This window comes from Rhodococcus sp. IEGM 1241 (assembly GCF_033142365.1).
Classification (GTDB): Bacteria; Actinomycetota; Actinomycetes; order Mycobacteriales; family Mycobacteriaceae; genus Rhodococcus_F; species Rhodococcus_F erythropolis.
On record NZ_JAWLSE010000002.1, the window covers coordinates 886,527 to 908,893 of the forward strand.

The window sequence follows — 22,367 nt, forward strand, 5'->3', positions numbered from 1 at the left end:
AGATGAACGACGAACCAACGCCGTCCACCTGGCGGATTACACGGGTGGGAACGTCCGAACCCGCCGTAACCGACTCTTCGCGCGAACGTACGATTGCGCCGTGAGTGTCGTGATTGCAGTGCTGCTGGTCGTGGTCGCCGGCTTGGTCGGCTACCTCGTCGGCGGGGTGCTGGTACCCAGGCTGTCGTCGCGCCAGAGTCAGCGCTCGGACGAACAGACCGGGCTCACGATGTCCCAGGTTCTCGACCTCATCGTGTTGGCTTCGGAAAGCGGTATCGCCGTCGTCGACGGTTTTCACGACGTCGTGCTCTTCAATCCTCGCGCCGAGGAACTCGGTCTCGTCAAGAATCGTCTGGTCGACGAGCGAGCTTGGCGGGCTGCTCAGGAAGTTCTGCGGACGGGTCAACCCGTCGAGGTCGATCTGACGGCGCAGACCGCTCAGCGCGGCCGCGACAAGATCGCGGTACGTGGCACGGCCCGGTTGCTCAGCAAGGACGATCGCAACTTCGTGGTCCTGTTCGCCGACGACGATTCCGAGCAGGTCCGCATGGAGGCGACCCGACGCGATTTCGTCGCGAACGTCAGCCACGAACTCAAGACGCCGGTCGGTGCGATGAGCCTGCTCGCGGAGGCGCTGCTCGAGTCCGCTGACGACCCGGAATCGGTGCGCCACTTCGGCGAACGGGTGCTCGGTGAGTCGATTCGTCTGGGCAAGATGGTCACCGAGTTGATCGCACTCTCGCGTCTGCAAGGTGCCGAGAAGCTGCCGGATCTCGACGTGGTCGACGTCGACACCGTGGTGTCCGAAGCACTGTCGAGGTCGAATCTGTCGGCCGAGGCCGCCGGGATCACGGTCACCACCGACCATCCGAGTGGGCTGGAAGTACTCGGGGATCAGACTCTCCTCGTCACAGCATTGTCCAACCTCATCGAGAACGCTATTGCGTACTCGCCCAAGGGTTCTCCGGTGTCCGTCAGTCGTTCGGTACGCGGCGACAATGTCGCGATCGCAGTCACCGACCGAGGAGAAGGCATCGCGAAAGCGGACCAGGAGCGAGTGTTCGAGAGATTCTTCCGCGTGGACAAGGCGCGGTCACGGCAGACCGGTGGAACCGGTCTGGGGCTGGCGATCGTCAAACACGTCGCGGCCAATCACAACGGCTCCATCGAACTGTGGAGCAAACCGGGAACAGGGTCTACCTTCACGTTGCAGATACCGGCACACGTGGAGTCGGACGACGACATCGACTCTGACGACGCGGGAACCGCCGGTTCCACGCGGATCGGCAGACGAGAACAAGGCAGTAGAGAAAACGGCATGGAGGCCAAACGATGACGAGTGTGCTGATCGTGGAGGACGAGGAGTCCTTGGCGGACCCGCTGGCGTTCCTGCTCCGCAAGGAAGGCTTCGAGACCACCATCGTCAACGACGGACCGTCGGCGTTGGCGGAATTTGATCGCTCCGGAGCGGACATCGTCCTGCTCGACCTCATGCTGCCCGGCATGAGTGGCACGGACGTCTGCAAGGCGCTGCGGTCGCGCTCCGGCGTCCCCGTCATCATGGTGACGGCGCGTGACAGTGAGATCGACAAGGTCGTCGGACTGGAACTCGGTGCGGACGACTATGTGACCAAACCGTATTCGGCGCGTGAGCTGATCGCTCGCATCCGTGCGGTGCTGCGCCGCGGGGTGGAGAACGAGGCGGACCTCGCCTCCGACAACGGGGTGCTCGAGGCCGGACCGGTACGGATGGACGTCGAGCGCCACGTCGTGCAGGTCGCGGGTAACCCGGTGACGTTGCCGCTCAAGGAGTTCGACCTCCTCGAGTACCTGCTCCGCAACTCCGGTCGGGTGCTGACCCGCGGACAGTTGATCGACCGCGTCTGGGGCGCCGACTACGTCGGTGACACCAAAACCCTTGACGTACACGTGAAGCGGTTGCGTTCGAAGATCGAATCGGATCCGGCCAAGCCGGAACATCTGGTCACGGTCCGTGGATTGGGTTACAAGCTCGAAGCGTGATCGAACCTCGTCGAGAAGAAATGTCGAGAAGAATTCAGCCGCTCACACGATCGTGTGAGCGGCTGAATTCTTTTTGTTCAGGCGGAGTCAGCCCTGAGCTTTGTTCTGAGCGATCGTGGTCGCCGGATGGACTGCGATGAGGCCGAGGCCCGCGCGACGCCTGCAGAGGCGAGCCAGCTCGTCGTACGCGCGCTTTCCGAGAAGTTCCGTCAACTCGGGCCCGTAGGACTGCCAGACCTGCCGCTCCCCGACATGAGCGTCGGGGGAGCCGGAGCAGTACCAGGCGAGGTCGTCGCCGCCCTCACCCCAGCCGCGGCGGTCGTACTCGGTGATCGTGGTCTTGAGGATCTGGACGCCGTCCGGCCGGTCGACCCAGTCCTGGGTGCGGCGGATCGGTAGCTGCCAGCACACGTCCGGTTTCACCTCGAGCGGCTCGATGCCCTTCTTGAGCGCCATGGAATGCAGAGCGCAGCCCTCGCCTCCGGCAAAACCCGGCCGGTTGAGGAAGATGCACGCTCCTTTGTAGCGGCGGGTGCGCAGCGCGGGCTCGTCCTCGAGGTCGTCTTCTTCGACGTAGCCCTTCTTGCCGAGACCCTTTTCCATGAACTGCCAGTCTTCGGCTGTGAGCATTTTCACTGACGCATCGAGCTTGTCCTGATCTTCCTGATCGGAGAGGAAAGCGCCGTGCGAGCAGCAACCGTCGTCCGGGCGGTCTCCGATGATGCCCTGACACGCCGGCGTGCCGAACACGCAGGTCCAATGCGAGAGCAACCACGTCATATCAGCGGAAATGAGGTGTTCGGAGTTATCCGGATCGACAAATTCGACCCATTCGCGCGGGAAATCGAGATCGACCTCGGGGCTCGGAGTCATCTTGTGGGACCGGTCTGGGTTACCTGCTGTCACAAGGGCCGACCGTAGACCCAGTAACGTGGCGATGTGCGACTAGGGGTACTCGACGTCGGAAGCAATACCGTCCATCTATTGGTTGTGGACGCCCATCGGGGCGGCCACCCAACACCCATGAGCTCGACCAAGTCCACGTTGAGGCTGGCAGAAAACACTGACGACCGCGGCGATATCACCACGTCAGGAGCCGATCGGTTGGTGTCGACGGTTTCCGAATTCGCCGGTATCGCCAAGACGTCCGGGTGCGAGGAAATGATGGCTTTTGCCACTTCCGCGGTCCGTGACGCCAACAATTCCGAAGCCGTACTCGCCCGCGTCCGCGCCGAGACCGGAGTCAACCTCGAGGTTCTGTCCGGGGTCGACGAAGCCCGCTTGACCTTTCTGGCCGTGCGCCGCTGGTACGGCTGGAGCGCCGGACGCATCCTGAACCTGGACATCGGCGGCGGCTCGCTCGAACTCACAGCAGGTGGTGACGAGGATCCGGACGTCGCCTTCTCACTGCAACTCGGTGCCGGACGGTTGACGCGCGACTGGCTACAGGCCGATCCGCCGGGCAAGCGCCGGGTCGCTGTATTGCGCGACTGGCTGGACGCGGAGTTGGTCGGACCAGCCAAGGAACTGCGCGCCGCCGGCGACTGGGACCGCACGGTCGGGACTTCGAAGACCTTCCGATCGTTGGCTCGGCTCACCGGCGCGGCCCCTTCTGCCGCAGGCCCCCGGGCAAAACGGACCCTGACTTCCAGCGGACTCAGGCAACTCATAGCCTTCATATCCAGGATGACGGCAGCGGACCGTGCAGAATTGGAAGGAGTGAGCTCGGATCGGTCACAGCAGATTGTGGCCGGCGCGCTCATCGCAGAGGCAACCATGCGGGCGCTCGGAGTGGACGAACTGGAAATTTGTCCCTGGGCACTGCGTGAGGGTCTGATTCTGCGAAAGCTCGACACAGAAATGGGCGGTGAATTGGTGGTGAGTGCTTGATGACCGAGGACAGTCAGCAGATTTCCGTAGCGGAACTGCTCAAGCGGAACGGTCAGAGCGTCGAATCCCGAGGTGGACGACGCCGGCGCGGCGTAGCCGGTGGCATCTCCGTCGCCGAACTGACGGGTGAGATCCCGATCGTTCGCCAGTCGGGATCGCGCGCGGCCGCCGAGCCCGAGTCCGACGAACCAGCAGCCCAGCCTGAAGCCGCTGCGCCGGAAACCGCTGCGCCGGAGAACTCTGCACCTTCAGCGCCGGCCGAGGCTGTCGCGGAAACCGCCAAGTCAGTCGAACCGGCACCGAAGGTTCCCGCCGATCGCACCGCAGCCTTCGCCGTCTCGTTCGACGACGACGATGACGATGACGAGCCGCAGGCACCCAAGGGTGAGTCGAAGCCGGTTGCTGCGCCGCCGGTCACCACTCCGAAGCCGACTTCCACACGTTCGCCGGGACAGACCTCGAAGTCCTCGCCCGGGCAGTGGGTGAGCCGGGCACCGCTCAACTCCTCGTCACCGACGCAGGTAACGCAGGAACCAGCCCTGCTGTCGGGTCAGACCCTGGCGGGCGACCTGATGCGTCAGGAGCGCGCCGCAACGCAGTCGCCGTCGTTGCGTCCGCCGATCCTGCCGCCGCGTGTCCCCACTCCCGTCGCCAAGGCACCTGCACAGACCGCTCCCGCTCCGGCCGCGCCGGAAGAGAGCACCGAACTGATCGACAAGATCGCAGACGCGGATGTCGGCGAGGCCGAATCCACCGCTGTTGTCGATCTGGTCAAGGCTCCGGCAGTCGATGACGGTGCAAAAAAGTCCAGTGCCGTCGCGGAGTCCGATGTCGAAGCCGAATCGGCAGCGGAAGAGACAGGCGAGCGTAACTCGATCCGTGAATGGGCAGTGCTTGCCGGTCAGGTGGTTGTTGCACTGATCGTCGGCGGCGCGATGTTCAAGGGCTTCGAGAAGCTGTGGGACATGCTGCCGTGGGTGGCGTTGGTGCTCGCGCTGATCGTGATCGTCGGCCTGGTTGCCGTCGTGCGGGTTCTGCGGAAGACGGACGACATCACGAGTTTCGTGATCGCGGTGGTCGTCGGCATGATCGTGACGCTCGGTCCACTGGCGTTCTTGTTGACCTCGGGTTGATCGGACGATGATCGGGGGATCGCAGCGCATGGTTCGTCGGCCGATAGCCGTCGGCCTGTCGACGGCTTCGGTATATCCGGAGAACACGGAAGCAGCATTTCGCTACGCCGCTGATCTCGGATACGACGGTGTCGAACTGATGGTGTGGGCCGAATCCGTGAGTCAGGACGTCGGTGCTGTTGCCGCCCTCGTTCGCAAGTACGCCATTCCGGTGCAGGCCGTGCATGCGCCGTGTCTTCTGATTTCGCAGCGCGTGTGGGGTTCCGATCCGGTCGAGAAGCTCGAGCGTTCGGTGCGCACGGCCGAAACCTTGGGAGCGACGACGGTGGTCGTCCACCCGCCGTTCCGGTGGCAGCGCAAGTACGCCGAAGGCTTCGCGGAACAGGTTGTCGATCTCGAATCGAAGAGCAGCGTCGTGGTGGCGGTGGAGAACATGTTCCCCATGCGCGCCGACAGCTTCTTCGGCGGCAAGGACAAGTCCGCGGAGCGTCTGCGTAAACGTGGCGGTCCAGGGGCAGCGTTGTCCGCGTTCAGTCCGTCGTACGACCCGACCGATTCCGATCATGCTCACTACACACTCGACCTGTCGCACACCGCGACGGCGGGCATGGATGCCCTGGAGTTGGCCTCCCGTATGGGCAAGGGGCTCGAGCACCTGCACCTGGCCGACGGTCGCGGGGCGTCGATGGACGAGCACCTGATTCCGGGGCATGGCTCACAGCCGTGCGCGGAGTTGTGTCAGCAATTGGCTGCGAGCGAATTCAGCGGCCAGGCTGTCATCGAGATCAACACGCAGAACGCGCGCACCCGGCGGGAGCGGTCGTCGATGCTGGCGCAGGCGCTCGCGTTTGCACGCGAGCACCTGGCACGCTCAGCGGTGGCCGGCAAGTAGCGCAGCTTCGAACTGCGCGCGCACCTTCTCGACGTGTGCGTCGAGGTCTTTGGTCTCCCAGCCTTCGGTCGAGATGGGATCGAGCACCGAGACATAGACCGGGCCTGGATGGGCGACAAGCGAATTGCGCCACATCCGTTCACCCGCGTTGTGAATCACCACGGGCACGATCGGCACACCGGCTTGGATCGCCAAGTGGAATCCACCCTTCTTGAAAGGGCCCAGACGTGGCGTCGGAGAACGGGTGCCCTCCGGAGCTATGACTATCGAGACACCATTCTTCAGCTTGTCGACTGCCGGTTGCAGTGCAGCCTTCGCCTTCGTGGTGTCGGTGCGGTCGATGTAGGCGACGTCGAGCAGTGCACCGACGGGCATGAACCGCGGATCGCTTGCCGCTTCTTTCTTCGCGACGCCGGTCACGTCACGCTTGATCACGGTGCCCAGGACCAACATGTCCAGGGAACTCTGATGGTTGAACATGAACACCGCCGGGCGGTGATCCCACACGTTGTGCTCGCCGTCGATCTCGACGTCGATGCCCAGCAGTGAGAGCGAGATGTCAGGGCCGTACGTGCCGACCAGGTTCGCACCCAGTTGACGGTTCCCGGTGACAATGCCTGCCGACGCACCGAGGGCGGCGGTGGCAGCAAGCGCGCCCATGGCAGTCGCCGTTCGGATCGTGGAGATCGGTGTTGCGCCTCGTTGCGGTTTACGCAGGCTGACCGAAGGCCAGTGATTGCGCAACGCGATCTTGGCCAGACCACGATCGGGATTCAACGCGACAGGTCGCCCGACGGCCTCGAGCATGAATACGTCTTCGACACCGTTGGAGTACGCAAACGCGTTCTTCAGATCGGCGCCCATCTTCTCGGCATAGCCTGCAAGGGCATTGGCCTTGGCCGGCCCCCACAGTGCGGGCGAAGACAGTTCGCCGGTGAGCATGCCGTCCACGACTTCGGGCTCGGTGCACAGCACGTCTTCGATGTCGAGATCTTCGGCGACGTACTTGGCCTGGAACGGAGTCGCCGACGTAGCCATCACGATCGTGTGGCCGGCTCGCCGGTGTGCCGCCAGTAGCCCGCGGGCTTCCGGGTAGATCATCGCGGCGATCTCCTGCTTGAACAGCCGTCGGCCCCAGTCGTTCAGTTCCTCGACGGTACGGCCGCCCAATGCTCGAACGCCGATGTCCATCAGTGCTCCGACGTCAGCGCCGCGGAATTGGGTGTCGATCGCGGCACCGGTGGTGCGCAAGAGTTCGCCGACGCTGATATCCAAGCGTCGCAGGCGGTCTCGGTACACAACGCTGGCCGAGTACCCGCTGATCAAGGTGCCGTCGAGGTCGAAGGCGGCGATCGTTCCGGGCCCGGGCGGGGCGGCTTCGATGGCGGAGTGCAGACGCTCGAGTCCGGTCACAGTCCTACTTCCTCGTTCGCGGCGGGCGCTCGGTTTGCTTCTGGAATGGTCACTACCGCGGCGGCGTCCGGTACCGGCATCGCCACCTGATCGAGTCGTGCATGCGCGAGTGCGCGAAGGTGACGCAGGCGCTCGACCTGAACCTTGATCTCGGCAGCGAATGCCAGGCGCCTGGCCCGGACTCCGTCGTCGTCGACTTCGATCAAGTTACGGTTGCGCGCCAAATTCAGTGCGGTGGCGAATAATTCGCCGGAGACGGATTCGTTGCTGGCGATCTGCTGCCGCAGTCGACGCTGATGTGCGACGTCGATGCAGTTGCTGATGAACGACTTTTCGTCGAACGATGTCGAAATCGGCGCGAGCACAAGCTGATCGGCGACAACCTGGTACGCCTCGAGGAACGGTTGGAGCACGCGGTGCGCGAGGTACGGGCGAACCGTCTCGATCATGTGCTCGGTTCGTTTGTCGTCGGCCATGACGGTTTCCCACTCGGGGTCGATCAGCGTCAGCTCGGTCCGCATCTCCTGCTCGAACGTGTCCCGGTCACTGAAGAAGAACTCGAATTTCAACAAATCTCGGATGCGCTTGGCCTCTGCCCACCCGTCCCCGATGGGGTCCTCGAACCGCTCTTCGACGGCTGCCTGAAGTACGAGTTCGGTGATGGCACGCACGACAAGAAAGTGAATCGTGTTGTTGCGGTAGAAGGCAGCGACAAGATGCTGGTCCTTGCCGAGGTAGAAGACCTGCTCGCCGCCCCGATCGAAGCGCTCGAGCACCCCGGAATCGACGTGTGTCTGCAATGCCTTCTCGATGACACGCGGATCGGACAGTTCGACGTCGCCGGCGATCGGAAGATTTCGCGCGGTGATGTAGCCGAACAGCGGCGTGAGAATCGCGGTGAGTTCACGAACTGTCAACGCCCGGTCTTCGATTCCGAGGAACGCCAACATCGCCAGTGAAGACACGGTCACCGGGGTGACCTCGTTGATGCGGTGACACACCTCGATGCCGGCCTTCTGAATGGCGAGGCGCTGATCGGTTTCCTGGCTGAGTGCGTCCGCGAGTGAGAGCGGCCGGCCGATGGTCACGTGCGCGACACCGTTGCGTTTTCCCTGGGCGCGTACGTAACCCACCATCCAGCGCAGGCCTTCCGGTGTCTTCTCGGCGCCGAGCGCCTCGGCAGCCATGGCCCCGACCTCGTAGAGTTGGTCGTAGCTCAGCGCAACCGGGACGAGGTACACGTCGGACGCTCCGCTGACCTGAAATGCCTTGGTCAGGTAGGTCAGGAGACCGAAGCGCGGCGGGCGTAGTTTCCCGGTACGTCCGCGTCCACCTTCGATGTACCACTCCAGATTGAAGCGCTTGGTCAGCAGATAGCGCATGTACTCGTGCATCGACCACTTGTAGACCTCGTCGTTGCCGATGCTTCGACGAATGAAGACGGTGCCGCTGCGCTTGAGGATCGAGCCCATGGGCCAGAAACTGATGTTGAGGCCGCCCATGACGTGATTGAGCGGCAAGCCGTTCGCGATCAACGCCGGACGCAGGACGAGGGGATCGAGGTACGAACGGTGACTGGGGAGGAAGACCAGTGAGTGTTCCTTGTTCAGCTCACGGAGTTCCTCGAAGCGGCTCGTGTCCACGTCCAGCTTGTAGGCGCGAGCGAAGTAGCGGCCCAGGCGATCCCACACCGCGATGGCTTGGCGACTCTGGGTGGCAACCATTTCTTCGAGAGCTTCACGTGCGCGGCGATCGACTTCGGCGACGGCGATGTTCAACCGGTCGGCCAAAGCCATGACCTCGGTGGCGAATCGGCGGGTGTCGGTGATCTCGTCGACGACGAACCGTGACACCTTGTACTGGCCACCCAGTAGGCCCAATTCGGCGCGTTCGAGTGCCAGAGCGGCCTGCCGTCGGATGAACTCCGGTAGCGAACCGCCACCGCTCTTTTCGAGGCGACGCTCGAGATCGCTCAGTGGTGCGGGTTCACCTTCGATGACCTGGCACCGAGAGGGGTCGGTGCGCAGGGTTCTGCGTTGTGCACCGCGTCCGGGGTGGAGAGGATCGCGTGGTGCCAGCGCATCACGTAGTCGCACCGCGACGTTGTGCTTGGTATGGGTGTCCGGAATCCACACCACGCGAAGCGGTGCGAGCATCGGGTCGTCGGTCCGTGCCGCCAGTTCTGCCAGGGTCTTGTCGGTGATGTTGACGGTGACCGGCCGAGTTTCGGATGAGCTTGCCTTGTCGGCAAGCCACTTTCGCAGCACGCCGGCTTCGGCCTCTGTCATGGTTTCGGTGAGGTACACGCGCGGGTTGGTCGTGTTCTCGCTCATGACTCACGCACCTTCCGTTGTGACTCCGAGAGCGACGATCTCGTCCAGGCTCTCCTGCAAGCACTGCATCAGCAGCGCGGGCTTCGTGATCGCGGCGGTGTCGAGATTGATTCCGATACAGCACACCCCGACGTGGGAGACCAGTGTCGCCATCGCCGCGCAACCGGGCGCCGGGCCGAACGGGAACATCCGCTCGATCTTCGCTCCGGCGAGATAGACCGGTACCGGTACGCCGGCGACGTTGCTCGCCTGCAGGTCCAGACCCGTCGACTGGGACAGATACCAGTTCGCGAGTAGATAGTTCGGCAGGCGAGCGAGGATCGGGGCGGCGACGTCGATAGCGTCCAACGCCGGTTCCTCACGCAGACTCAGAACGATCTCTCGCACCTGCCTGATGCGTTTGGCCGGATCCGTTTCGGCGACCGGGCCGTTGAAGCGAACGGCTGCAAACCGGTTGCCGCCGTTGGCATCCGCGCCCGTGCGCATGCTGATCGGCATACCCATCGGGATGCTCTCGACGGATTGTCCGAAGGCTTCGTGGTAGCGATGGAAGCCGCCGAGCAAAGCGGCGACGTACGCGTCGTTGAGTGAGCCGCCGGCAGCTTTTGCTCCGGCCTTGAGCTCGGGAACACCCACTTCGAGAGTTCCGAACCATCGTCCGAGACCACGATCGTGGAGCAGAGGGGAACCGGAACGAGCTGGGGGAGTGACGATCTTGCGGAGTGAATTGGCGTAACCGAGGACCTCGGAAGCTGTCGTGATCGGACTCGAGATCGCCGTGGTCGCAACATTGGTGGCACCACGGACCAGCTTGGCGATACGCGAGGGCGCACGCCGGATCTCGCTGACCACCTCCTCGCCGAAGGCGCCCACCGACGACAGATGCTCAGGAGCAGGCGGTGTGCGGTCGGGCTTGTTCGGAGTGGGGTCCGGGCGTCTGCTGTGCAGGAGCGTCATCATCTGGATGCCGCCCATGCCGTCGGTGATGGAGTGGTGAGTCTTGACCACGAACACGGCGCGACCGTCGTCGAGACCTTCGATGAGCAGCGCGCTCCACGGCGGTCGAGCCTTGTCGAAAGGTTCCGTCGCAAGGTGACGACACATGCGCAGTGCGTGATCGAAGTCCGCCGGTGCAGGTAAGCGGACGCGTCGTAGGTGGTAGCCGATGTCGAACTCGGGATCGACGGACCACACCGGATTGCCCAGCTGCATTGCCGGTTCCACTGCTCGCATACGAATACGCGGAACCACGTGCGATGCCCACTCGACTGCGTCGAGAAGTCGATCCCAGTCCGGGGCACGATCGAGAACCTCCACCGCAACGATCGGTGAGCGCAGTTGCGGCTGCGCCTCTTCCATCCGCCACATTCCAGTCTCGAAGTCGGACATCGTGCGGTTCGCCCCCCAGGCGACCGCGGAAAGGTCGACGTCGACCGCGCTAGGAGGAACAAATGGATTGCTGTTGGCCATACGTCAAGAACTCCCTCGGTCTGCGGATCCACCCCGCGCATCTCTGCTTCTAAGTGTGGACCCGCGACCGTGGGCGCGTCCCGGTTTCGGTGTCAGCCGACAGGTGTGACGTTCGTCAGTTAAGGGCTAATCGGACATGCCGGGAAGTTCAGTGCTCAAGAAGTGATGCCGACGGCTTTCAGGGCTATCTCGCGGTAGAGAACACTGACTTCGCGCGGAGTCTGCGGTCCGTCGAGTCGATACCAGAGGACGACGGACTGACACATTCCCAGTAGTGCACGGCCCGTTCCGGTGATGTCCGGGACCGTGAACTCACCGCTCTCGACGCCTGCCGTCAGTACGTCGACGAGTAGGTTCTCGAGCTTCTTTCGCTTGGCGGCGTAGCTCTTTCGTTCCGCGTCCTCGAGGTATCGCAGTTCGGAATCGAGGAAGGCTATGTCGGAGCGACTGGTCATGTGCAGAACACACGCCTCGACGAGATTGCCGAACTGTGCCGTCGGCGACGGTCCGGCAGCGTCGACCGCAGCGCTCGCGCGTGCGGTGACGTTCTCGATGCCCGGTTCCATCAGCGCGACGAGGATGCCCTGTTTGTTGCCGTGGTGGTAATACAGCGTCGGCACGGTGACACCGGCACGTTTTGCGATGTCACGAACCGACGCTCCGTGGTAACCGAGTTCGTGGAACACCTCGAGTGCGGCGGTGAGCAGGGGAGTCAGCGTCAGTGGTTCCACGATGCGCCACTGTTCGTCGGGCTGAGCCTCCGACTGCAAATCCGTCATTCCGCCTGTTCGCTCCGTTCGGAAATTTCTGGTGGTGTGACTAAAGAAGGTTCAACCCTAGCGCAAGGCGTGTCCTCCTTACCGATGCTCGGCCACCATTGGATAGCATCACTATCCAGTAAAGGGTCGAGCGAGTTGGACGGAGGAGCGGTGAAGGTTTCCGAACTGGCCGCACAGTCCGGCGTTGCACTGGCCACTATCAAGTACTACCTCCGTGAAGGTCTGCTGATGCCTGGTGAGCCGACCAGCGCAACGGGAGCGAGGTACGGCGAACAGCACGTCCGGCGACTCGCGTTGATCAGGGCCCTGGCCGGGGCGGGACTCGCGATTCCACGGATTCGCGCGGTGCTCGAACTGGTGGACAGTGACGAGCGATCCGAATTCGAGACTTTCGGCCGCGCAATCGCGCAACTACCCCCGTACGTCGAACCTGAACCGGATCCAGAGTTCCCCAGAGCTCGCAAGGTTCTGGAGTTTCTCGGTCAGGTCTTCGAACCGAGGTACGTGGCGGTCGCGCACCTCGAGCGGGCACTGATCGGCCTCGAGGATGCAGGACTGAGTCTCTCGGACGAGCGCCTGCGCGCCTACGGCGACCACATCCGAGGGATTGCCGAAGTGGAAATCGAGCTGATGCCTACCAGTTCGACCGAGGACGGCATTCGCTATGCGGTCCTCGGAACCGCCATGTACGAACCCGTCCTGACAGCTTTGCGACGCCTGGCGCACCAAGATTTGGCCGCACGACATTTCCCGCAACACCGAGAAAGCACCGAACAGGAAAATCGATGAGCACCAGTCCCTTTCAAGATCTCAATCGCCTCACCTCGCTCGGCGACGGGCGATACACCGCAACGATCGATTCGATCTGGACCATCGGGCCGAAAGTGCACGGAGGTTCCATGATGGCTGTGTGCGCCGCGGCCGCGCGTCGATGTCTGCGAGACGGCGCAGGTGAGAACGACTCGCTTCTGAAGATGCAGCCACTCGCGGTGAGCGCCAACTATCTGTCGGCCCCAGATCCGGGTGAAGTCGAACTGGAGGTGATCGTCCGAAAGCAGGGACGCCAGGTCGCGTTGTTCGACGTCGAGTTGAGCCAGGCGGGCCGCAGCGCTGTTCGCGCGGCGGTCACGCTCGGATTCCCCGATGACGGCGACCCCACCTTCGTCACGGCCTCGTCGATCGATGCCATGTCACCGGAACCGCCGGAGAGTGCGGTGGCAGTCATCGGCGATCACCCGATGGCGCAGGTCGTGCATGTCGGTCAGGGTTGCGACATGCGAATCGACACCACCTCGGCGCACTTCCTGACCGGCAGCCAAGGCGAGGCCGAGGTCAGGATGTGGGTCCGTCCTCGACCCGAGGACGAAAACGACCTCGACACCGCCGTGCTGTTCGCGATCATGGCGGGTGACATCAGCGCGCCGGTGACGATGAACCGCGGCCTGTTCGGGTGGGCGCCGACCGTGCAGTTGACGACGTACCTGCGCCGACTGCCGACGCCGGGATGGCTTCGCGTGCGGGCGAGCTCGGATGTTCTGGGCAGCACGTGGTTCGAAGAGGATCATGCTGTTCTCGATTCGACGGGCGCAGTCGTCGTCCAGAGTCGTCAATTGGCGATGATGCCCCGCTAGGGTCGATCGCTGCGGTCGTGGCAGGCTGTTCGCCATGACAAGAATTGCGATTATCGGTGGCGGCAAGATCGGCGAGGCGCTGATCTCCGGGCTGTTGCAGGCCGGCCACGCCATCAAGGATCTGGTCGTCGCCGAGCAATATCAGCCTCGCGCAGACGAATTGATCGCCGAATACTCCATCCGCGTCAGCACGGTCGCCGATGCCGCCGAGGGTGCGGACGTCATCGTCATCGCGGTGAAGCCGAACGACGTCGAGTCAGCGCTCACGGCGTTGACGAAGGTCGATCTGGACGGCGACCTCGAACAATTGATCGTTTCCCTTGCGGCGGGAATCCCCACGGGATTCTTCGAAACGCGTCTGCCCGCAGGGTTCCCGGTCATCCGCGTCATGCCGAACACCCCCATGTTGGTCGGGGAGGGCGTGAGCGTGCTCTCGCCCGGACGGCACGTCAAGGCCGAGCATCTCGAGCTCGTACGCGGCATCCTCGGCAGCGTCGGCAAGGTGGTCACGGTTCCCGAATCGCAGATCGACGCGGTCACGGCGGTCTCCGGTTCCGGCCCGGCCTACTTCTTTCTGGTCGCCGAAGCGATGATCGACGCGGGAGTCGGTCTCGGCCTGACGCGCCCGGTCGCTACCGAATTGGTGGTGCAGACGATGGTCGGTTCCGCAGCGATGCTCGATCGCACCGGCGACAGCGCGACGGATCTTCGCGCCGCGGTGACGTCACCGGGCGGAACGACGGCTGCGGCACTGCGTCAGCTCGAAGCGGGCGGCCTGCGGACGGCGTTCTTCGATGCCTTGGATGCCGCCAAGTCGCGCTCGGCCGCAATGGGTGCAGCTGCGGATTAGTCGTCCGTTTAGCCACACCCGTCGCTTTAACCCCACCAGTACAGCTAAGCTCGACTTAGTACGTACGTGTCTGTTCCGCCGGAGGGGAAGCCGGCGGCGCGAGTCGTGCTGGAGGTATGTGGATTAATGGTGTCTGCAAACAAGCCGTCCATGGGTTCGTCCCACGACGGAAAGCCGGCAGTGGCCGGCACGCAATTCCTCACTGTTGCTGAGGTAGCAACTTTGATGAGGGTGTCGAAAATGACTGTGTACCGGTTGGTACACAGTGGCGAATTGCCCGCTGTACGAGTGGGCCGTTCGTTCCGTGTACATGCGAAGGCAGTGCACGATTACCTCGAAACCTCGTACTTCGATGCCGGCTGACCAGCCGGTTCGAAGAGGATGACCTCGGCGTGAGCCGAGTCGCGGGCACAGCGGTTGCTGTGCCGGAGGCTCGGTTTATGCCGAGTGAGACCACACCGGTACGATGAGTCACTGTCGTACCAGCAAGCTGGTGTCGTAAGGCGCTGAGCTAGTTAAAACGAGGGCCAGGCGCCAATTGCTTGGCGCAGGCGTACGTGACCGGCGTGCGCAGGAACGCTAGAGAAGAACGTGAGGGACACCCGCTATGGGTTCAGTGATCAAGAAGCGTCGCAAGCGCATGTCGAAGAAGAAGCACCGCAAGCTGCTTCGTCGTACCCGAGTACAGCGCAGGAAACTCGGTAAATAAGCAGTACCTGTTGATGCCCGCCACCCCTTCCGGGGTGGCGGGCATCAGCATATTCGGGGGGAAGCGATGTGTGCCACGTCTCATTGGCTGGGCGGTTTGTCTTGAATGGCCGAAATTTGGGTAGTCAGCGCGGGACCCCCTCTGCCCGTAAAGTGGGGGAAAATCGCGGGAGGGACGCTTCGGCAGAGCGCGTTTCTACTGGATATGGGGGTACTTGGTGGTTGAAGGTGACAACACTTCAGGGGGCACGACGCCTCGCGTCGTACTGGTGACCGGGGCGAGCAGATTTCTCGGCGGCTACCTGGTGACCAGGCTTGCGCAGAATCCGTCGATCGAGCGTGTCATCGCCGTCGACGCCGTCAGTCCGAGCAAGGACATGATGCGCAGAATGGGCCGCGCGGAATTCGTGCGAGCAGACATCCGCAATCCGCTGATCGGCAAAGTGATCCGAAACGCCGAGGTCGACACCGTCGTGCACGCGTCGACGCTTCAGAAAGCCCCCAAAGCCGGCAGCCGCGCCGCGATGAAGGACATGAACGTCATCGGCGCCATGCAACTGTTCGCGGTCTGCCAGAAAGCTCCGACGGTTCGCAAGGTGGTCCTGCGCTCGGCTTCGGTCGTCTACGGGTGCAGTGCCAAGGATCCCGCTCAGTTCACCGAAGAAATGAGTGCGCGCCGCCGGCCGCCGGGCGGATATGCCCGCGACAGCCTCGAGATCGAGGGATACCTCCGCGGAATGGGGCGTCGGCGCCCGGACATCTCGGTCGGGATTCTGCGGTTGGCGCCGTTGATCGGACCTCAGCTGACTGCAACCGTCGGGCACTACGTCACCGCCCCACTCGTGCCCACCATCGTCGGGCGCAACGCGCGCCTGCAATTGCTCCACGTCGAGGATGCCCTCGCGGCGCTGGAGAAGGCGACCATCGGACACGCTTCGGGTACGTACAACATCGCCGGCGACGGAGTGGTCATGATGTCGCAGGCGATCCGCCGGGCAGGCAGGGTGGAAGTTCCCATGCCGCTCGCTCTGTTCCGCAGCGTCGGGAGCGCGTTGGTGGGGTCGTCCATGAGGCTGTACACCGACGAGCAACTCGAGTACTTCCGGTTCGGCTGCGGACTCGACACCACTCGCATGCGCAGCGAGTTGGGGTTCGAGCCGCGATGGACCACCATGCAAGCACTCGACGATTTCATGCGTGCGATGCAGACGCGCCGGATCATCAAGTCCGAGTGGATCGATCGGGCGGAGAATGCGTTGACCACCATCCTCGGCGGTGACGCCGCCGCGGCGGCAACAAGTGCAGACGTGATGCACATGCCGCTGTCGGGACGAAGTGCGGTGAAGGGGTGACTGACGTGGCGAAGGTAATTCCCCTGCGGCCCAGCGCAACTCACACCGGAAAGTCGGCAACTTCCCGTTCGCGTGAGTCCGTCACCGGTGCAGAGCGTGACATCCGTGAACAAAGTGAGCGCCGGCATCCGTCCGGAGTGTCCTCGGCGGCCGACCACGGCGGTGAGAGCACGTTCGTCGATTCGGCCAGGTCGGCGATCGTCGACCAGATCGCCTCGGCAGCAGAATTCCTCCGACGTCGGGTGTCCGGCGACTACGAGGTCGACGAGTTCGGGTTCGACCCGCATTTCGCGGACAACGTCGTCATGCCGATGTTGCGCCCGTTGTTCGAGAAGTGGTTTCGCGTCGAGGTCAGTGGGATCGAGAACATTCCCCTCACCGGGGGAGCGCTTGTGGTCGCCAACCACGCCGGTGTGATCCCGATCGACGGACTGATGACGTCGGTTGCCGTGCACGATCACCATCCAGCGCATCGTCCACTGCGAATGTTGGCTGCGGACATGGCATTCGAGATGCCGGTGGTGGGTGGACTGGCGCGCAAAGCCGGTCATACGTTGGCCTGCAACCCCGACGCCGAGCGTCTGCTCAACGACGGTGAAGTCGCGGCCGTGTTCCCGGAAGGATTCAAGGGCATCGGGAAACCGTTCAGTGAGCGGTACAAGTTGCAGCGGTTCGGGCGCGGTGGCTTCGTGTCGGCCGCAATGCGAACCGGTGTTCCGATCATTCCGTGCTCGATCGTGGGTTCGGAGGAGATCTATCCCAAAATCGGTGATCTCACCACACTCGCACGCGTTCTCGGTCTTCCGTATTTCCCGGTGACACCGCTGTTTCCACACTTCGGGCCGCTCGGCCTGGTTCCGTTGCCGTCGAAGTGGTACATCGAGTTCGGAAAGCCCATCGTCACCGATACCTTCGAGAGCGGTGCCGCCGACGATCCGATGGTCCTGTTCGAGGTCACGGACCACGTCCGAGAAACGATTCAGCAGACGCTGTATCGACTGTTGGCCAAGCGTCGCAACGTCTTTCTCGGCTGAGTTCGGTCCGGATCGCTGCTCGATCCGGACCGAACCCGCTCAGGCGTTCTGTTCTTTGCGCCTGGCGAGAATTGCCGCGAGCGCCCCGCCGACCGCTCCGAGCACCAGCGCCGTCGGTACGCCGATCTTGGCGGCCTTTCGTCCGGTGCGGAAATCGCGAACTTCCCACCCGCGGTTCTTCGCGAGTTCACGAAGATCTGCGTCGGGATTGATCGCCACCGGTGTCCCCACCAACGAGAGCATCGGAACGTCGTTGTGGCTGTCGGAGTAGGCGGAACAGCGCTTGAGATTGAGTCCTTCACGCACCGCCAACGTCCGTACGGCGTGCGCCTTGCCCATGCCGTGCAGGATGTCGCCGACGAGTCGGCCGGTGAAGACGCCGTCCTCACTCTCGGCGACAGTGCCCAAGGCGCCGGTCAATCCCAGTTTCTCGGCGATGACCTGAGCCAGTTCGACCGGAGTTGCCGTCACCAACCACACCTGTTGTCCGGCGTCGAGGTGCATCTGGGCCAACGCCCTCGTGCCTGGCCATATCTTGTCGGCGATGACCTCGTCGTAGATCTCCTCGCCGAGGCGGGCGAGTTCGGCGGTGGATCGACCGGCCACGAAGGACAGTGCTTTCTCGCGGCCTTCGGCGACGTCGTCACTACTTTCTCGGCCGGTGACTCGGAACTTGATCTGCTTCCACGCGAAATCCACCAGATCCGAGGTCTTGAGATACTTTCGTGCAGCGAGACCACGGGCGAAGTGGATGATCGACGCACCCTGCACCATGGTGTTGTCGACGTCGAAGAATGCGGCGGCCGTGAGGTCGCGCGGAACGGCCGGGGGCTCTTCGCCGGTTTCCGGTTCTGTGGGGTTGGCAGCTTCGTGCAATGCCAGAGCTGCGTCAGCGCTCGCCTCGCCGGCGAGATTGGCTCGAACTTCCGACTCACTCGGGCCCAGCGGATTCTTCACATGGCGACGTCCGGGGAGAATGACCCCGGCAAGCCCTGATCCGAATCCGGAGCCGTTCGGTAGTGATCGCGCAGGCACCCGCACCTCCCGTGTTGCATTCTCGAGCAGAGAACTCTTCGAGTCAGCCTATCCTCCGCGATGAGGCCCGATGGGTTGGATGGTGACCTTCCCTGTGGTGTGTGACGTTCCTCTCCGCCGATTTGGTACCGAGTGGGGCTCCGGAGGCACACTCGACCGATCAAGTAGATGGCGTCCCCGTAGAAGAAAGGTATGCGTCGATGACTGCAGCTACGCATGAAGTGACCCTGTTGACACGCGCAGGATGCGCGTCCTGCGTCGGCGCGGCGGAGGTCCTGCGACGGGTCTGTTCCGAGTTCGAGCTGGAATTGACGTGCATCGACGTGGACGAAGCTGCCGCGACGGATCCAGAGCTGAGAGCGGAGTACGGAGACAGATTGCCCGTCATTCTTCTCGACGGACGCGAGCACGGTTACTGGGAAGTCGACGAGGAGCGCCTTCGTGACGATTTACGCAAGTAAGGCAACCCTCAAAGTTGTCCGCGGAGCCGCTTTGCAGGTGAACGGCACATCGAACCCGTCTCGAGCAACTTTGTGCATGGGTTCACAAGCGGTTACCGTGGTGTGAACATTCCCCCGGAGCATCGTGGAGGTCGACAGTCGTGTCGACCGGACGAGGAGCCAGCGACGTGACCGAACCGCACCAGACGCATGAGCCTGTGGCTCAGCGCGTCACCGGCGCTGCGGGCTCTTCCGTCACCGACGCTTCCAGCGCCTCGGTTACCGACCCGATCGCTCAGGATCGCGTCATCCCCCAGGCTACGGTGACGCGCTTGGCCGCATACCTGCGGGTCCTCGGAGTGATGTCCGACCGGGGTACCTCCATCGTCTCGAGCGAGGAACTCGCGCAGGCGTCAGGTGTCGGATCAGCGAAGTTGCGTAAGGATCTGTCGTTCCTCGGACCCAACGGCGTCCGCGGCGTCGGGTACGACGTCAACAGGCTCCGCATCCGCATCGAGCGTGCACTCGGACTCGATCGTGGGCACAAGGTCGTTCTCGTCGGAGTCGGAAACCTCGGCAAGGCACTGGTCGGCTACGGCGGATTCAGCCGCCGCGGTTTCGAGATGGTCGGACTCTTCGACAGTGACGCAGATCGAATCGGAAGCAGAGTCGGGGATCTCGTCGTGCGCAGCACCGAGGAACTGACCGTCGCCTGCCGTGAACTGAATGCGACCATCGGCGTCATCTCCACACCGGACGAGGCAGCTCAGGGCGTGTGCGACCAGTTCGTCAGCGCCGGGCTGCGCTGCATCATGAGTTTTTCGCCGATCGCCCTCGACGTTCCCGATCACGTGGAACTGCGACGTGTAGATCTAGCCGTCGAGATGCAGGTTCTCTCCTTCAACAGTGCGCGCAATGCCGATCAGGCATCCAGCGCGCCGCGAGTACGAGTGGCTCACGCCGCATCCGCTTCGTCAGTCCCATCCACCAGTTCACCCGCTCCGGTCGGAGCAGGTTCGACAAGAAACGGATCAGTGATCGCGCCGTGAGTGTTCTGCTTGTCGGGGTCTCGCATCGAACCGCGCCCGTCCCGGTGCTCGAGCGAGTAGCTGTCACCGACACCGATCGTCCGAAGCTGATCGACAAGCTTCTGGCGTCTTCGCACATCTCCGAAGCGATGATCGTCTCCACCTGTAACCGGGTGGAGGTCTACGCGGTGGTGGACGCGTTCCACGGTGCACTCACCGAGGTCGGTGAAATCCTGGCCGACCATTCGGGTCTCGACCTGACAGCGCTGCACGCTCACGCGTACGTCCGCTACAGCGAAGCAGCCGTCGAGCACCTCTTCGCGGTGGCCAGCGGCCTCGATTCCATGGTGATCGGCGAACAGCAGATCCTCGGCCAGATCCGTTCGGCCTACGCATCTTCGGATGCGCAGCAGGCCGCCGGACGCGTAGTCCACGAACTGGCTCAGCAGGCACTGCGCGTCGGCAAGCGAGTGCATTCCGAAACCGGAATCGACTCCGCCGGAGCATCAGTCGTGTCCGTGGCTCTCGATCGTGCAGCGGGCATCATCGGTGAGGGTGGCCTGGTCGGCCGCACTGCCGTGGTTGTCGGGGCAGGATCGATGGGCGGTCTGTCGGTTGCGCATCTCACCCGCGCCGGAATCGCACGCATCGTCGTCGTCAACCGGACACAGGAACGCGCCGAGCACCTGGCAGAGACGGCACGCTCCAACGGCGTCGACGCCGACGGTGTTGCCTTCGATCAGCTTTCGGCCGCGATGGCGCAGGCAGATGTCATGGTCACCTGTACCGGCGCGGTCGGGGCAGTGGTCACCCTGGCGGATGTGCACCGCGCACTCGCCGAGCCCGATCGCGACAACACCAAGCACCTCGTCATCTGCGACCTCGGGCTGCCGCGCGACATCGATCCCGCCGTCGCCGGCCTGCCGGGTGTGACCGTTCTCGACATGGAGACGCTGCAGCGTGATCCAGCGGCAGGCGCAGCCGCTTCCGACGCAGATGCCGCACGCACCATCGTCGCCGGTGAGCTTGCGACCTACCTTGCCGGACAGCGCCTCGCCGAGGTCACTCCGACCGTGACGGCTTTGCGGCAGCGCGCCGCCGACGTCGTCGAAGCCGAACTGATGCGACTCGATTCGCGTCTGCCCGGCCTGGACGATCCGCAGCGCGACGAGGTTGCACGCACCGTGCGACGCGTCGTGGACAAGCTGCTCCACGCCCCGACCGTGCGCGTCAAGCAACTCGCGTCGGCCCCCGGCGGCGACTCCTACGCAGCAGCGCTGCGCGAACTCTTCGAACTCAGCCCCGGATCTCCCGCGGCCGTGGCCACACCCACCGATCTGGTGGACGGCGACCGCACTGGAAGGGACCTGCAGGCATGAGCGTCACCACCCCTCGATCGGGGAGCCCGCTGCGGATCGGCACTCGCGGAAGTCTTCTCGCGACCACGCAGGCCGGTACCGTGCGCGATGCCCTCATTGCGGCCGGACATCCCGCCGAGTTGGTCATCATCAAGACCAAGGGCGACCAGTCCACCGATCCCGTCCAGAAGATCGGCGTCGGAGTGTTCACGGCAGAGCTTCGAGAAGCCTTGCTGGACAACCGCGTCGACGTTGCGGTGCATTCCTACAAGGACTTACCGACCGCGCAGGACCCGCGTTTCGTCATCGCGGCGATTCCGCCACGCGAAGATCCGCGTGACGCGCTCGTCGCCCGTGACGGTCTGGTCCTCGGGGAGCTTCCGGCCGGTTCCAAGGTGGGAACCTCGGCGCCGCGCCGTGTTTCGCAGCTGAAGGCACTCGGTCTCGGCCTCGACATCGTGCCGTTGCGGGGCAACCTGCAGCGCCGTCTCGGCAAAGTCGAATCCGGTGAACTCGACGCCGTGATCCTCGCTCGCGCCGGCCTGTCCCGTATCGGCCTGCTCGATCTCATCACCGAGAATATCGAGCCCGTGCAGATGCTCCCCGCTCCGGCGCAGGGTGCTCTGGCCGTCGAATGCCTCTCTGCCAATGCGGAATTGGCGGCGATCCTCGCCGAGCACGACGACGCGGGTACCCGGGCGGCAGTTACGGCCGAGCGCGCCCTGCTCGCCGAGTTGGAAGCCGGCTGCACCGCTCCGGTGGGAGCGATCGCGGAGATCGTCGAATCCCTCGACGACGACGGCAGAATCTTCGACGAACTGTCGGTACGCGGCTGCGCAGCCGCCATCGACGGTTCGGACGTCATCCGTACCGGCGCCGTGGGTGCGCCGGACAAGGCCGAGGAACTCGGCCGAGCGGTAGCGCGCGAGTTACTCGAACTCGGCGCCCGCGAGTTGATGAACGTGACTACAGGCGAGGCAGCCGATGTTTGACGCCCCA

Annotated in this window: 22 protein-coding genes; 16 read left to right on the forward strand and 6 right to left on the reverse strand. The window is 63.6% G+C overall.

Annotated elements, in window-relative coordinates; translation table 11 throughout:
* The first annotated feature begins 100 nt into the window (after positions 1-100).
* Together R4P70_RS13840 and R4P70_RS13845 are read left to right on the forward strand one after the other, a co-directional pair.
* Positions 101-1,336, forward strand: coding sequence for a sensor histidine kinase (locus R4P70_RS13840; RefSeq protein WP_003941938.1), 1,236 nt, complete (start codon positions 101-103; stop codon positions 1,334-1,336).
* The gene (locus tag R4P70_RS13845) at positions 1,333-2,022 is read left to right on the forward strand and encodes a response regulator transcription factor (RefSeq protein ID WP_003942020.1); all 690 of its coding nucleotides are present in this window, start codon (positions 1,333-1,335) and stop codon (positions 2,020-2,022) included. Before R4P70_RS13840 ends, R4P70_RS13845 begins: the two co-directional genes overlap by 4 nt.
* Before the next feature lie 87 nt (positions 2,023-2,109).
* Here R4P70_RS13845 and R4P70_RS13850 read toward each other — a convergent pair whose 3' ends face one another.
* Complete coding sequence (locus R4P70_RS13850) at positions 2,110-2,895, reverse strand: hypothetical protein (protein WP_003941928.1); 786 nt, start codon at positions 2,893-2,895, stop codon at positions 2,110-2,112.
* A 66-nt stretch (positions 2,896-2,961) separates the two neighbouring features.
* Here R4P70_RS13850 and R4P70_RS13855 point away from each other — a divergent pair, with 66 nt between their 5' ends.
* From R4P70_RS13855 to R4P70_RS13865, 3 genes are read left to right on the forward strand one after another with little or no spacing between them, the layout of a single operon-like run.
* Entirely contained in the window at positions 2,962-3,912 is a 951-nt protein-coding gene (locus R4P70_RS13855) for a Ppx/GppA phosphatase family protein (protein WP_003941975.1), read from the forward strand.
* The gene (locus R4P70_RS13860) at positions 3,912-5,045 is read left to right on the forward strand and encodes a hypothetical protein (RefSeq protein WP_256520488.1); all 1,134 of its coding nucleotides are present in this window, start codon (positions 3,912-3,914) and stop codon (positions 5,043-5,045) included. Before R4P70_RS13855 ends, R4P70_RS13860 begins: the two co-directional genes overlap by 1 nt.
* 7 nt (positions 5,046-5,052) lie before the next feature.
* Positions 5,053-5,937 (forward strand): sugar phosphate isomerase/epimerase family protein, encoded by an 885-nt coding sequence (locus tag R4P70_RS13865; protein WP_003941889.1) that lies wholly within the window; start codon positions 5,053-5,055, stop codon positions 5,935-5,937.
* Here the strand turns inward: R4P70_RS13865 and R4P70_RS13870 are convergent.
* From R4P70_RS13870 to R4P70_RS13885, 4 genes are all read right to left on the reverse strand, one after another.
* Positions 5,917-7,350 (reverse strand): HAD-IB family hydrolase, encoded by a 1,434-nt coding sequence (locus R4P70_RS13870; protein ID WP_003941905.1) that lies wholly within the window; start codon positions 7,348-7,350, stop codon positions 5,917-5,919. The genes R4P70_RS13865 and R4P70_RS13870 overlap by 21 nt on opposite strands.
* Complete coding sequence (locus R4P70_RS13875) at positions 7,347-9,683, reverse strand: glycerol-3-phosphate 1-O-acyltransferase (protein ID WP_007735324.1); 2,337 nt, start codon at positions 9,681-9,683, stop codon at positions 7,347-7,349. The genes R4P70_RS13870 and R4P70_RS13875 overlap by 4 nt, the downstream gene beginning before the upstream one ends.
* Before the next feature lie 3 nt (positions 9,684-9,686).
* Positions 9,687-11,153, reverse strand: coding sequence for a wax ester/triacylglycerol synthase domain-containing protein (locus R4P70_RS13880; protein WP_003941881.1), 1,467 nt, complete (start codon positions 11,151-11,153; stop codon positions 9,687-9,689).
* Positions 11,154-11,308: 155 nt separating this feature from the next.
* Positions 11,309-11,932, reverse strand: coding sequence for a TetR/AcrR family transcriptional regulator (locus tag R4P70_RS13885; protein ID WP_118606376.1), 624 nt, complete (start codon positions 11,930-11,932; stop codon positions 11,309-11,311).
* A 150-nt stretch (positions 11,933-12,082) separates the two neighbouring features.
* Between R4P70_RS13885 and R4P70_RS13890 the strand changes: the two genes are divergently transcribed.
* The 7 genes from R4P70_RS13890 to R4P70_RS13920 all read left to right on the forward strand — a co-directional run bounded on the left by R4P70_RS13890 (position 12,083) and on the right by R4P70_RS13920 (position 17,507).
* Complete coding sequence (locus tag R4P70_RS13890; protein WP_058038152.1) at positions 12,083-12,721, forward strand: MerR family transcriptional regulator; 639 nt, start codon at positions 12,083-12,085, stop codon at positions 12,719-12,721.
* Entirely contained in the window at positions 12,718-13,563 is an 846-nt protein-coding gene (locus tag R4P70_RS13895) for a thioesterase family protein (RefSeq protein WP_118606373.1), read from the forward strand. The genes R4P70_RS13890 and R4P70_RS13895 overlap by 4 nt, the downstream gene beginning before the upstream one ends.
* Positions 13,564-13,597: 34 nt before the next feature.
* A complete protein-coding gene (gene proC / locus R4P70_RS13900) occupies positions 13,598-14,413 on the forward strand; it encodes a pyrroline-5-carboxylate reductase (RefSeq protein ID WP_003941923.1) in 816 nt (271 codons plus the stop codon).
* A 126-nt stretch (positions 14,414-14,539) separates the two neighbouring features.
* Complete coding sequence (locus tag R4P70_RS13905) at positions 14,540-14,776, forward strand: helix-turn-helix domain-containing protein (protein WP_003941845.1); 237 nt, start codon at positions 14,540-14,542, stop codon at positions 14,774-14,776.
* A gap of 244 nt (positions 14,777-15,020) precedes the next feature.
* The gene (locus tag R4P70_RS13910) at positions 15,021-15,122 is read left to right on the forward strand and encodes a 30S ribosomal protein bS22 (RefSeq protein ID WP_003402602.1); all 102 of its coding nucleotides are present in this window, start codon (positions 15,021-15,023) and stop codon (positions 15,120-15,122) included.
* Positions 15,123-15,339: 217 nt separating this feature from the next.
* Positions 15,340-16,473: an NAD-dependent epimerase/dehydratase family protein gene (locus tag R4P70_RS13915; protein ID WP_063314775.1), complete on the forward strand. Its 1,134-nt coding sequence runs from the start codon at positions 15,340-15,342 to the stop codon at positions 16,471-16,473.
* Positions 16,470-17,507, forward strand: a complete 1,038-nt coding sequence (locus R4P70_RS13920; protein WP_007735315.1) for a lysophospholipid acyltransferase family protein — start codon at positions 16,470-16,472, stop codon at positions 17,505-17,507. Before R4P70_RS13915 ends, R4P70_RS13920 begins: the two co-directional genes overlap by 4 nt.
* A gap of 39 nt (positions 17,508-17,546) precedes the next feature.
* Here the strand turns inward: R4P70_RS13920 and R4P70_RS13925 are convergent, their stop codons facing one another.
* Complete coding sequence (locus R4P70_RS13925) at positions 17,547-18,542, reverse strand: HAD family hydrolase (protein WP_020968932.1); 996 nt, start codon at positions 18,540-18,542, stop codon at positions 17,547-17,549.
* 200 nt (positions 18,543-18,742) lie between these two features.
* Here R4P70_RS13925 and R4P70_RS13930 point away from each other — a divergent pair, with 200 nt between their 5' ends.
* The 4 genes from R4P70_RS13930 to hemC all read left to right on the forward strand — a co-directional run bounded on the left by R4P70_RS13930 (position 18,743) and on the right by hemC (position 22,360).
* Positions 18,743-19,003 carry a glutaredoxin family protein gene (locus R4P70_RS13930; protein WP_003941953.1) on the forward strand — a complete coding sequence of 87 codons (261 nt, stop codon included), beginning with the start codon at positions 18,743-18,745 and terminating at the stop codon, positions 19,001-19,003.
* Between the two features lie 140 nt (positions 19,004-19,143).
* The gene (locus tag R4P70_RS13935) at positions 19,144-20,031 is read left to right on the forward strand and encodes a redox-sensing transcriptional repressor Rex (RefSeq protein ID WP_007735314.1); all 888 of its coding nucleotides are present in this window, start codon (positions 19,144-19,146) and stop codon (positions 20,029-20,031) included.
* Positions 20,028-21,389: a glutamyl-tRNA reductase gene (locus R4P70_RS13940; RefSeq protein WP_003941867.1), complete on the forward strand. Its 1,362-nt coding sequence runs from the start codon at positions 20,028-20,030 to the stop codon at positions 21,387-21,389. Before R4P70_RS13935 ends, R4P70_RS13940 begins: the two co-directional genes overlap by 4 nt.
* Positions 21,386-22,360: a hydroxymethylbilane synthase gene (gene hemC, locus R4P70_RS13945; RefSeq protein WP_019744374.1), complete on the forward strand. Its 975-nt coding sequence runs from the start codon at positions 21,386-21,388 to the stop codon at positions 22,358-22,360. The genes R4P70_RS13940 and hemC overlap by 4 nt, the downstream gene beginning before the upstream one ends.
* The last annotated feature ends 7 nt before the right edge of the window (positions 22,361-22,367 follow it).

What these genes read in the sequence shown, in the direction of transcription:
- R4P70_RS13845 (WP_003942020.1), top strand. Translation starts at nt 1,333, where the DNA reads ATGACGAGTGTGCTGATCGTGGAGGACGAGGAGTCCTTGGCGGACCCG.
- R4P70_RS13850 (WP_003941928.1), bottom strand. Translation starts at nt 2,895, where the DNA reads ATGACTCCGAGCCCCGAGGTCGATCTCGATTTCCCGCGCGAATGGGTC.
- R4P70_RS13860 (WP_256520488.1), top strand. Translation starts at nt 3,912, where the DNA reads ATGACCGAGGACAGTCAGCAGATTTCCGTAGCGGAACTGCTCAAGCGG.
- R4P70_RS13865 (WP_003941889.1), top strand. Translation starts at nt 5,053, where the DNA reads ATGATCGGGGGATCGCAGCGCATGGTTCGTCGGCCGATAGCCGTCGGC.
- R4P70_RS13875 (WP_007735324.1), bottom strand. Translation starts at nt 9,683, where the DNA reads ATGAGCGAGAACACGACCAACCCGCGCGTGTACCTCACCGAAACCATG.
- R4P70_RS13880 (WP_003941881.1), bottom strand. Translation starts at nt 11,153, where the DNA reads ATGGCCAACAGCAATCCATTTGTTCCTCCTAGCGCGGTCGACGTCGAC.
- R4P70_RS13885 (WP_118606376.1), bottom strand. Translation starts at nt 11,932, where the DNA reads ATGACGGATTTGCAGTCGGAGGCTCAGCCCGACGAACAGTGGCGCATC.
- R4P70_RS13895 (WP_118606373.1), top strand. Translation starts at nt 12,718, where the DNA reads ATGAGCACCAGTCCCTTTCAAGATCTCAATCGCCTCACCTCGCTCGGC.
- proC (WP_003941923.1), top strand. Translation starts at nt 13,598, where the DNA reads ATGACAAGAATTGCGATTATCGGTGGCGGCAAGATCGGCGAGGCGCTG.
- R4P70_RS13905 (WP_003941845.1), top strand. Translation starts at nt 14,540, where the DNA reads ATGGTGTCTGCAAACAAGCCGTCCATGGGTTCGTCCCACGACGGAAAG.
- R4P70_RS13910 (WP_003402602.1), top strand. Translation starts at nt 15,021, where the DNA reads ATGGGTTCAGTGATCAAGAAGCGTCGCAAGCGCATGTCGAAGAAGAAG.
- R4P70_RS13930 (WP_003941953.1), top strand. Translation starts at nt 18,743, where the DNA reads ATGACTGCAGCTACGCATGAAGTGACCCTGTTGACACGCGCAGGATGC.
- hemC (WP_019744374.1), top strand. Translation starts at nt 21,386, where the DNA reads ATGAGCGTCACCACCCCTCGATCGGGGAGCCCGCTGCGGATCGGCACT.